11 protein-coding genes and 1 riboswitch are annotated in these 10,096 nt (G+C 64.9%); of the genes, 10 read left to right on the top strand and 1 reads right to left on the bottom strand.

Annotation, left to right across the window (positions count from 1 at the left end; genetic code table 11):
* Positions 1–113: 113 nt before the first annotated feature.
* On the bottom strand, positions 114–1,856 hold the full coding sequence (locus tag NCS00_RS12810) for an ABC transporter ATP-binding protein/permease (protein WP_008344104.1): 1,743 nt from the start codon (positions 1,854–1,856) through the stop codon (positions 114–116).
* A gap of 231 nt (positions 1,857–2,087) precedes the next feature.
* Positions 2,088–2,212: riboswitch (TPP riboswitch) on the top strand.
* A gap of 187 nt (positions 2,213–2,399) precedes the next feature.
* Between NCS00_RS12810 and NCS00_RS12805 the strand changes: the two genes are divergently transcribed.
* The 10 genes from NCS00_RS12805 to NCS00_RS12760 all read left to right on the top strand — a co-directional run bounded on the left by NCS00_RS12805 (position 2,400) and on the right by NCS00_RS12760 (position 9,974).
* Positions 2,400–3,542 (top strand): FAD-dependent oxidoreductase, encoded by a 1,143-nt coding sequence (locus NCS00_RS12805; protein WP_250440238.1) that lies wholly within the window; start codon positions 2,400–2,402, stop codon positions 3,540–3,542.
* A gap of 16 nt (positions 3,543–3,558) precedes the next feature.
* Entirely contained in the window at positions 3,559–3,756 is a 198-nt protein-coding gene (gene thiS, locus NCS00_RS12800; protein ID WP_008344107.1) for a sulfur carrier protein ThiS, read from the top strand.
* A gap of 23 nt (positions 3,757–3,779) precedes the next feature.
* Entirely contained in the window at positions 3,780–4,586 is an 807-nt protein-coding gene (locus NCS00_RS12795) for a thiazole synthase (protein ID WP_008344109.1), read from the top strand.
* The gene (gene thiE, locus NCS00_RS12790) at positions 4,583–5,656 is read left to right on the top strand and encodes a thiamine phosphate synthase (protein ID WP_250440237.1); all 1,074 of its coding nucleotides are present in this window, start codon (positions 4,583–4,585) and stop codon (positions 5,654–5,656) included. Before NCS00_RS12795 ends, thiE begins: the two co-directional genes overlap by 4 nt.
* Before the next feature lie 97 nt (positions 5,657–5,753).
* Positions 5,754–6,569, top strand: a complete 816-nt coding sequence (locus tag NCS00_RS12785; protein ID WP_008344112.1) for an ABC transporter ATP-binding protein — start codon at positions 5,754–5,756, stop codon at positions 6,567–6,569.
* Positions 6,566–7,333: a lipid asymmetry maintenance ABC transporter permease subunit MlaE gene (gene mlaE, locus NCS00_RS12780; protein WP_008344114.1), complete on the top strand. Its 768-nt coding sequence runs from the start codon at positions 6,566–6,568 to the stop codon at positions 7,331–7,333. Before NCS00_RS12785 ends, mlaE begins: the two co-directional genes overlap by 4 nt.
* A 93-nt stretch (positions 7,334–7,426) precedes the next feature.
* On the top strand, positions 7,427–8,023 hold the full coding sequence (gene mlaD / locus NCS00_RS12775; RefSeq protein ID WP_008344116.1) for an outer membrane lipid asymmetry maintenance protein MlaD: 597 nt from the start codon (positions 7,427–7,429) through the stop codon (positions 8,021–8,023).
* Positions 8,024–8,033: 10 nt separating this feature from the next.
* Positions 8,034–8,936 carry an MlaA family lipoprotein gene (locus NCS00_RS12770; RefSeq protein WP_250435257.1) on the top strand — a complete coding sequence of 301 codons (903 nt, stop codon included), beginning with the start codon at positions 8,034–8,036 and terminating at the stop codon, positions 8,934–8,936.
* A gap of 124 nt (positions 8,937–9,060) precedes the next feature.
* Complete coding sequence (locus NCS00_RS12765; RefSeq protein WP_008344118.1) at positions 9,061–9,690, top strand: MlaC/ttg2D family ABC transporter substrate-binding protein; 630 nt, start codon at positions 9,061–9,063, stop codon at positions 9,688–9,690.
* On the top strand, positions 9,687–9,974 hold the full coding sequence (locus NCS00_RS12760; RefSeq protein WP_081851876.1) for an STAS domain-containing protein: 288 nt from the start codon (positions 9,687–9,689) through the stop codon (positions 9,972–9,974). Before NCS00_RS12765 ends, NCS00_RS12760 begins: the two co-directional genes overlap by 4 nt.
* Positions 9,975–10,096 lie beyond the last annotated feature (122 nt).

Raw genomic sequence — 10,096 nt, 5'->3', positions numbered from 1 at the left:
GAGTCGTGCGCTGTACTTGCTCATGAAAAAACACCCCAAATCGTTGAACGGGTGTCCAACTTTTGGGGTGCAGTTCACGATTGCGTGGCCTTTTGCTTTTGAGCGCGGACGGGTCAAACCTCCGCCATCGCCCTCTCGATCTCGATCTTGTAATCATGGAACATCGCGACCGACTCGCGATGCGCCACGCTCACAATCGCCGCCTTCGGCAGCCGCTCGACCAGCATGTTGTAGATATGCAGCTCGTTCTCGGCGTCGAGCGCGCTCGTGGCTTCGTCGAGGAACACGAAGTCCGGCTTGTGCAACAGCACGCGCGCGGCAGCAAGCCGTTGCTGCTCGCCCGGCGACAGACTCCGCGCCCAATGCGCGCTTTCCTCCAGCCGATCCGCATACGCCTCGAGATTGCACAGACGCAGCGCGTCGCGCGACTCTTCATCACTGAACGTTCCGCCCGCCGACGGATACGAAAGCGCCGCGCGCAACGTGCCGATCGGCAGATAACTCATCTGCGGGACGAACATCATCTTCGCGTCGACGGGCGCGTCGATCGTGCCGTCGCCGAACGGCCAAAGACCCGCGAGCGCGCGCATCAACGTGCTCTTGCCCGAGCCCGATGGACCGACGACCAGCCAGCGCGAACCCGGCTCGATCGACACGTTCGCCACGCGCGAAAGCGGCGTGCCGTTGGGCAGCGCGAGCATGAGCCCGTTCGTCGTGAGCGACGGCGTGCTCGTGTAGTGCAGGTTGATGCCGCCGCGCTCCGTCGCCGGCGACGTTTCTTCGCGGATATGCGTCGAGCGCATCACCCGCTTGAATTCGCGCAGACGATTCACGGTCGCGCGCCATTCGACCAACGTCGAATAACTGTTGATGAACCACGAAAACGAATCGCTGACCGTGCCGAACGCCGATGAAATCTGCATCAGCACGCCAAACGAAAACGCGCCCGCGAAGTAGCGCGGCGCGGCGACCATGATCGGGAAAATGATCGCGATCTGCCCGTAGAACGACAGCACGAAGGTCATGCGCTTCGTGTACTTCATGATCATCCACCAGTTGTCGCGAATGCGCTGGAAGATGGTCTTTGCGTTCGCCGTTTCGGTCGCGATGCCGTCATAAAACGCAATCTGTTCGGCGTTCTCGCGCACGCGGATCAGGCCGAAACGGAAATCGGCCTCGACCTTCTGCTGCTGATAGTTGATCGACACGAGCGGATGCCCGACCTTCTGGATGATCAGCGAGCCGAGAATCGCGTAGAGCGCGGCGGCCCAGACCATATAGCCCGGAATCGTGATCGGCGTGCCGCCGAGCGAGAAGGTCAGCGCGCCCGCGATGGTCCAGAGAATCGTGATGAAAGTGACGAGCGTGACGAGCGTCGAAAGCAGATCGAGCGAGAGCGAAAGCGTGGTGGTGGCGAAGGATTGCAGGTCGTCGGAAATACGCTGGTCGGGGTTGTCGGCGAGGCGGTCGCGCTCGATGCGGTAGAACGCCTTGTCACCGAGCCATTGTTCCAGAAAGCGGTTGGTGAGCCATTGACGCCAGCGAAACGCGAGCATCTGCCGCAGATATCGACCGTACACCGCGAGCAGGATGTACGCGAACGCGAGGCCCGTGAAGATCAGCAGCAGATGCGGAAAGTCCTTGACGTTCTTGTTCTGCAGCGCGTTGTAGAAGTCGGCGTTCCAGCTGTTGAGCCGGACGTTGATCCACACAACGGTCATGTTGATCGCGATGATCGCGACGAGAAGGCCCCACGCGAAGCCGCGCTCCTCCGACACCCAGTAGGGCTTGATGAGGCTCCACGCCGAGACTTCGTCGGCCTTCTGCTGCGTGCTTTCGGTATGGGTGTTGGTCATGAGCTTCCTGCTGATGCGCCTCGTGGCGCCCGATTGTTACGTCCGCGGCCGGGCCGCGCGCGGCGTTTTCCGGCTCCGCAGATTGTTCCGGGGTTCGCTTAACGCTCACTTAATTTCGGGCGATCGTCCTGCGAACCATGTTCGCGGCATTGTGCCAGAGTGCCGCCGCGCACGATAAAAGGCGGGGAATCCCGGTTTGCAGCGCCTTTGCCTTTCATGTTTTAATGACCCTCGACGAAACAGGGGTGCTTCGCGTGCATCGGCGGCCGGAACGGTCGGCAGCGCGGCGAGGCTGAGAGAGACCCTTTGCACCCGATCCGGGTAATACCGGCGAGGGAAGTTTCCGGAGACCGCGCGAGCCTCGCGCCATTCCTCCAGTCTCTTCCAGTCCTTTCTTCGCGCCCGGCGCGCTTCATGCGCTGCCGAGCCGGTCTCTCCCGCTGATTTCGTCCTCGTGATGTGGCGCCGCGCCAGCACGATCGGGATCGCGTCTTTCGTCTCCATCGTGCAGCGCAGCGTTACGCGTATGGAGACATCGAATTGATGAACAGAATCGATCAGGGCGCCGCGCGCCGGCCGGATTTCGCCGTCGTCGGCGGCGGGCTCGTCGGACGGCTCGTCGCCTGGCAACTCGCGGGCGCGGGCCACGACGTCGCGCTTTACGAACGCGGCGACGCCGCCGGCACGCAGTCGGCCGCGTGGGTCGCCGCCGCCATGCTCGCGCCGCTCGCGGAAGCGGCGAGCGCGGAGCCGCTCGTCGTCGGGCTGGGGGCGGCATCGCTCGAACGCTGGCCTGAACTCATCGCGCAATTGCCCGAGCCGGTTTTCTTTCAGCGCAACGGCACGCTCGTCGTCTGGCACGGCGCGGATCGCGCCGAAGCGCCGCTCTTCGAACGCCGTCTCAAGGCCAATTCGCCCGCCGATCTGCTCGACGGCGGCTTCGTCAAGCTCGCGGGCGCGCAAGTCGCGCAAGCCGAACCGGCGCTCGGAACGCGCTTCGCGCAGGGCTGGCTGCTGCCGAACGAAGGCCAACTGGACAACCGTCAGGCGCTTGGCGCGCTCGCCGCCGGACTTGCCGCGCGCGGCGTGCGTACGCACTGGAACACCGCCGTCGATGCGATGCCCGACGCGCGCTGGATCATCGATTGCCGCGGCCTCGGCGGGAAGCCCGCGTGGCCCGCGCTGCGCGGCGTTCGCGGCGAAGTCGCGCGCGTGCACGCGCCGGGCATCGGGCTGACGCGGCCGGTGCGGCTCTTGCATCCGCGCTATCCGCTCTACATCGCGCCGAAGGAGAACGATCTCTACGTGATCGGCGCGACGGAAGTCGAGGGCGAGGACATGTCGCCCGTGAGCGTACGTTCGGCGCTCGAGCTGCTGAGCGCCGCGTTCGCGGTGCATCCGGGTTTCGGCGAGGCGCGCATCCTCGAACTGAACTCGCATTGCCGGCCGACCTTGCCGGATCACCGGCCGGCGATCGTCTGGGACGGGGCGCGGACCTTGCGCGTGAACGGCTTGTACCGGCACGGCTTCATGATCGCGCCCGAAGTCGCGGATGCCGGGTGCCGTCTCGCCGACGCGCTCGCTTCCGGCGATATCGCCGATGCCGAGGCCTTCTCCGATTTCCGCAGCGCCGCGCGCTGGCCCGAACTGCTGCACGGCGAGTTCGCGGTTGCGCCAGCGCTCTAGTCATCAGGAAACAACCATGAACATCCACATCAATCAGCGCGTCTTCGATTTGCCCGACGCCACCACCGTCACCGACGCGCTCGCCGCGTTCGGCGCGAAACCGCCGTTCGCGGTCGCGCTGAACGGCCAGTTCGTCGCGCGCGGCGAACACGCCACGAAAACGCTCGCCGCCGGCGACAAGCTCGACGTCGTGTCGCCCGTCGCGGGCGGCTGAACTCCGAACCGAAGGATCGAACCATGACCATTTCCACCGCCGACGTCCTCACGCTCTACGGCGAGACGTTTCCGAGCCGCGTGCTGCTCGGCACGTCGCGTTATCCGTCGCTGCAATCGCTTTCCGACTCCATCGACGCCGCTCGGCCGGGCATGGTCACGGTCGCGCTGCGCCGTCAGTCGGAGACCGGGGAAGCCGGCTTCTTCGATGTGCTCAAGCGCCACGGCGTCGCGCTTTTGCCGAACACGGCGGGCTGCCAGAGCGTCGACGAGGTGCTCACGACCGCGCACATGGCGCGCGAGGTGTTCGAGACGCCGTGGATCAAACTGGAATTGATCGGCGACGACTACACGCTGCAGCCCGATCCGATCGGCCTCGTCGAAGCGGCGGCCAAGCTGATCCGCGATGGCTTCAAGGTGCTGCCTTACTGCACGGAAGATCTCGTCATCGGCCGGCGTCTGCTCGATGCCGGCTGCGAAGCGCTGATGCCGTGGGGCGCGCCCATCGGCACGGGCAAGGGCGTGACGAATCCATACGGGCTGCGCACCTTGCGCGAGCGTCTGCCGGATGTGCCGCTGATCGTCGATGCCGGTCTCGGCGTGCCGTCGCATGCGTGTCAGGTGATGGAATGGGGCTTCGATGGCGTGCTGCTCAACACGGCCGTCTCGCAGGCAACCTTCCCGCCGCAGATGGCGCGCGCGTTCGCGCTCGGCGTCGAAGCGGGGCGCACCGCGTTCCTCGCGGGCCCCATGGCCGAGCGCGACAGCGCGCAGGCGAGCACGCCGGTCGTCGGCATGCCGTTCTGGCATCAGGACGGAGGCGCGGCATGAGCTTGTTGAATCGTGAAGTGTTCTGGCCGCCGGCGGACGAGCTGACTGAAGTCGCCGAGCGGATTCGCGCGCGTCTCGGCGAATGGCCGACGGCGGAAACGCGCTGGCGCATCTGCCTGACCGCGCCGGAATCGCCGCAGGCGAGCGACATCATCGTCTTCAACGAGCCGCACGATGTGGCCGCGAACGGCGCCGCGGCAATCCTCGAAGCGCATGGCGATCGCGTCACGCTGCGTCGTGGCGACGAGCGTTTCGCGCTCGAAGGCGAATGGTCGGATGATTGGCTGTCCGCGCTCGCCGCTTTCCTCGACTGCAATTTCGAGCCGCACGACGCGCTGACGCTCGCGCTCGCCTGGCGCGCGGGCGATGAGAACAAGGACGACGCGTGGCCCGTCGAATTCGCGACGTTTCCGCGTGTCGCCGATCTGCCCGCCGCGCCCGAAGGCGGATTCCCGGCGTGCCCCGATCGGCTCGGCCTGTATCCGGTGCTGCCGAGCGCCGACTGGGTCGAGCGCGTGCTCGGTCTCGGCGTCCGCACGACGCAACTGCGCCGCAAAACCGCCGACGCCGCCGACTTGCAGCGCGAAATCTCGCGCTCGGTCGAGGCGGGACGTCGGCATGACGCACAGGTTTTTATCAACGATCATTGGCGCGAGGCGATTGCGGCGGGCGCGTACGGCGTGCACCTCGGACAGGAAGACGTGCAGACGGCCGACCTGAGCGCCATCGCGAAAGCCGGCGTGCGGCTCGGTCTGTCGACGCACGGCTATTACGAGATGTTGCGCGCGCTGCACTTCAAGCCGAGCTACCTTGCGCTCGGCGCCGTCTTCCCGACTACGACGAAAGTCATGCCGACCAAGCCGCAAGGATTGGCGCGCCTGTCGCGCTACGTGCGACTGCTGTCGGGCCGGGTGCCGCTTGTCGCCATTGGTGGAATCGACGCCAAGGCGATGCCGGGCGTGCTGGAAACCGGCGTGCGCAGCGCGGCGGTCGTGCGCGCGGTCACCGAGGCACCGGACACAGCCGCGGCGGTTTTGTCACTGCAAAAAATGTTCGCAGGTCAACGGTGAAAAGTCCCAAAAGCAAGGGGATACACGCCTAGGCAAAGCACCGATTGCGCGCAGGCCCTATAATTCGGCCTCTTGCGCCAACGGAATCTCTTACCCAGTGCCTGCTTTCTCCGAGACTCTGCTAGAGCTACGCGACGTCGACTTCGGCTACGGCGACCGGCTCGTCCTGTCGAACCTGAACATGCGATTCACGCGTGGGCAGGTGGTCGCGGTCATGGGCGGCTCAGGCTGCGGCAAAACCACGACCTTGCGTCTGGTCGGCGGTCTCGTGAAGGCGAGTCGCGGCAAAGTCATGTTCGACGGACAGGACGTCGGCGCCCAGACGCGCGACGGTCTGTACGCGCTGCGCCGGAAGATGGGCATGCTGTTCCAGTTCGGCGCGTTGTTCACCGACCAGACGGTGTTCGAGAACGTCGCGTTCCCGCTGCGCGAACACACGGACCTTCCGGAAGCGCTGATCCGCGATCTCGTGCTGATGAAGCTGAACGCGGTCGGCCTGCGCGGCGCGCGCGATCTCGCGCCGTCGGAGATTTCGGGCGGCATGGCGCGCCGCGTGGCGCTCGCCCGCGCAATCGCGCTCGATCCCCAGTTGATGATGTACGACGAGCCGTTCGCCGGCCTCGATCCCATTTCGCTCGGCATCACGGCGCAGCTCATCCGCACGATCAACGACGCGCTCGGCGCAACGTCCATTCTCGTTACGCACGACGTACCGGAATCCTTCGCGATCGCGGACTACGTGTATTTCATCGCGAACGGCGGCATTCACGCCGAAGGCACGCCGGCGCAACTGCGCGCATCGCAGGATCCGACCGTGCGCCAGTTCATCGACGGCACGCCCGACGGCCCATTCAAGTTCCACTATGCGAGCACGCCGCTCGCCGCAGATTTCGGCATCGGAGGGCAGGCATGATCAGCGCGCTCGGACGCTGGGTGCTCGACGGTTTCGGCACCGCAGGCTACGCAACGCGCATGTTCCTGCGCCTCGTGGTCGAATTTTTTCCGCTGTTGCGCCGCCCGCGCCTCGTCACGAAACAGATCCACTTCGTCGGCAATTATTCGCTCGTCATCATCGCGGTGTCGGGTTTGTTCGTCGGCTTCGTGCTCGGCTTGCAGGGCTATTACACGCTGAGCCGCTACGGTTCGGAACAGGCGCTTGGGCTTCTGGTGGCGCTCTCGCTCGTGCGCGAGCTCGGGCCGGTCGTCACGGCGCTACTGTTCGCGGGGCGCGCGGGCACGTCGCTGACCGCCGAAATCGGCTTGATGAAAGCCGGCGAGCAACTCACCGCCATGGAAATGATGGCGGTCGATCCGCTCAAGGTGGTCGTCGCGCCGCGCATGTGGGCGGGCATCGTCGCCATGCCGGTGCTGGCGGCCATTTTCAGCGCGGTCGGCATCATCGGCGGCTACGTCGTCGGCGTGATGCTGATCGGCGTCGATCCGGGCGCGTTCTGGTCGCAGATGCAAGGCGGCGTGGACGTGTGGCGCGATGTCGGGAACGGCGTCATCAAGAGCATCGTGTTCGGCTTCGCGGTGACGTTCATCGCGTTGTTCCAGGGCTACGAAGCACGGCCAACGCCCGAAGGCGTGTCGCGCGCGACGACGAAAACGGTCGTATATGCGTCGCTCGCCGTGCTCGGGCTCGATTTCCTGCTCACCGCACTGATGTTCAGCTAATGAACCAAGCGCAGGCGCCGCACGAGGCGCAGGCGTTGTGAAGGGCACAGACCGTCACGCGCCATCTGCGAAAAGATTCTCTTTGGGAAGACGATGAAAAAGACTGCTCTCGACTTTTGGGTCGGCCTCTTCGTGGTGCTCGGTTTCGTGGCGCTGCTCTTTCTCGCGCTGAAGGCGGGCAACATGAGCTCCCTGTCGTTCCAGCAAACCTACGCGGTGAAACTGAAGTTCGACAACATCGGCGGACTGAAGGCGCGCGCGCCCGTGAAGAGCGCGGGCGTGACGGTCGGGCGCGTCGGCAGCATCGGCTTCGATGCGAACACGTATCAGGCCGTGGTCACGATCGATATCGACAAGCAGTATCAGTTTCCGAAGGATTCGTCCGCGAAGATCCTGACTTCCGGCTTGCTCGGCGAGCAATACATCGGCCTCGAGCCGGGCGGCGACGATCAGATGCTCAAGAACGGCGACACCATCACGATGACGCAATCGGCCGTGGTGCTCGAAAACCTGATCGGCCAGTTCCTCTACAACAAGGCGGCGGATTCGGGCGCCTCGAAATCGTCGGGGGCGCCGGCTGTGCCCGAGCCCGCACCCGCGCCGGCTTTCCCGGGCGCGGCGAGCGCGATGGGCGCATCGGGTGCGGCGGGCGCGGCAGGTGCGAGCGCCGCATCGGGCGCCGCTCAATAAGGAGAAGAACATGCAGGCGATTGGGATGCGGCGCGCAATCATGGTGGCGGGCGTCGTTGCGCTCACCGGTTGCGCGACGGTGACGACGCCGACCAAAGGGGACCCATTCGAGAGCTATAACCGGACGATGTTCACGATCAACGACACTGTTGATCAGTACGCGGTGAAGCCGGTGGCGAAGGGTTACGTGTGGCTCGTACCGGAGCCGGTGCGCAACAGCGTGACCAACTTCTTCTCGAATATCGGCGACGTCTACATCGCCGCGAACAATCTGGCGCAACTGAGAATTGCGGACGGCGTGTCGGACATCATGCGCGTCGCGATCAACACGCTGTTCGGCGTCGGCGGCCTGTTCGACGTCGCGACCATCGCGCGGCTGCCGAAGCATTCCGGCGATTTCGGGCTGACGCTCGGCCACTATGGCGTGCCGTCCGGTCCGTACGTGGTGCTGCCGCTGCTCGGGCCGAGCACGGTGCGAGATTCCGCCGGACTCGTGGTCGACTATTTCGGCAATCCGCTCACCTACGTGAGCCCGGATTCGGTGAGCTGGGCGCTCTATGGCGTGAACCTCGTCAACGTGCGCGCGAATCTGCTGGGCGCGACTGACGTGCTCGCCGATGCCGCGCTCGACAAGTATTCGTTCGTCCGAAACGCATACTTGCAGCGTCGTCAGTATCTGATTTCGGGCGGCGACGGCAGCATGCCGGACTACGGCGAAGCGCCGCTGCCGAATTACGGCGATGAAGGCACGGAAGGCGCATCGGCGACGGCGGCGCCTGCCGCGGCCGCATCGGCGGCTTCGGGTACGGCGGCGGCACCCGCACCGGCGAGCGGTAGCGCCAACACCGTGCCGGGCAACCAGTATGTTCCGCCGCGCGCGCCGCCGGGTTTCCCTTCATTCCGCTTGCGTTGAGCGGCCTGTCGCTAACGCGCGGTAACATATCTAACGATATTTCTTACGCTTTGGATGCCGCGTCGCCTGAACTCGAATCGGGCGGCGCGCTCAAACCGGAGCATCTACTTTTGCAGGGTCCGTGATGAAAAAATTCTTGCTTCTCCCCATCTTCGCGATGTTCGTCGCGTTTTGTGGCACAGCGTCGGCGCAAAGCGTCGATACGAGCTCGCCCGACACGATGATCAAGACGGTCACGCAACAAGTCCTCGACGAAATCAAGTCGGACTCGAAGATCCGCTCGGGCGACATCAACAAGATCACCGAGCTCGTCAATCAAAAGATCCTGCCGTACACGGATTTCACGCGCACGACGCGTCTCGTGATGGGCCGCAACTGGAATTCGGCGACGCCCGAACAGCAGAAGCAGATCGTCGAGCAGTTCAAGATGCTCCTGATCCGCACGTATTCCGGCGCGCTCGCGCAAGTGCGCGACCAGACGGTTCAATACAAGCCGTTCCGCGCCAATCCGGACGACACCGACGTCGTTGTCCGCTCGGTCGTGATGAACAACGGCTCGCCGGTCGAGCTCGACTATCGCCTGTACAAGACGGCGCAAGGCTGGCGCGTGTACGACATCAACGTGCTCGGCGCGTGGCTGATCCAGGCGTATCAGCAGCAATTCAACGAGCAGATTTCGCGCAATGGCGTGAGCGGCTTGCTGCAGTTCCTGACGCAGCGTAACGAGCAACTCGCGAGCGGCAAGGCATCGTGAGCACGCCAGCCACAGGCGGCCGTTTTCAGACGGCCGCGACGCTGACCCACGAGAGCGCGAAGGCCGCGCTCGAAGCGGGTCTGTCGCGCATCGCTGCGGGCGCGACCGAAGTCGATTGCGCGCCGCTCACGCAGTTCGATTCTTCCGCGCTCGCCGTGCTGCTCGCATGGCAGCGCGCAGCCACCGCGCGCGGCGCCGCGCTCGGCGTCGTCAATCTTCCTTCCGGGCTCGTCAGTCTTGCGCGAGCCTATGGCGTCGATACGCTCCTCTCGTTCCGACATTGATCCTGTTCTGACTCCGCGCAGAAGCGGCGGCGCTGCGTCGCCGCAATCAGGATCGCTCCGAAGTCGGCTCCAACGGCTTTGCCCTATAATCAAACGTTTTTTTCGCAGCCGCTCCCGGCCCT

The organism is Caballeronia sp. AZ1_KS37 (assembly GCF_023631165.1).
Classification (GTDB): Bacteria; Pseudomonadota; Gammaproteobacteria; order Burkholderiales; family Burkholderiaceae; genus Caballeronia; species Caballeronia zhejiangensis.
This window is presented reverse-complemented; position numbering and strand designations above follow the sequence as displayed.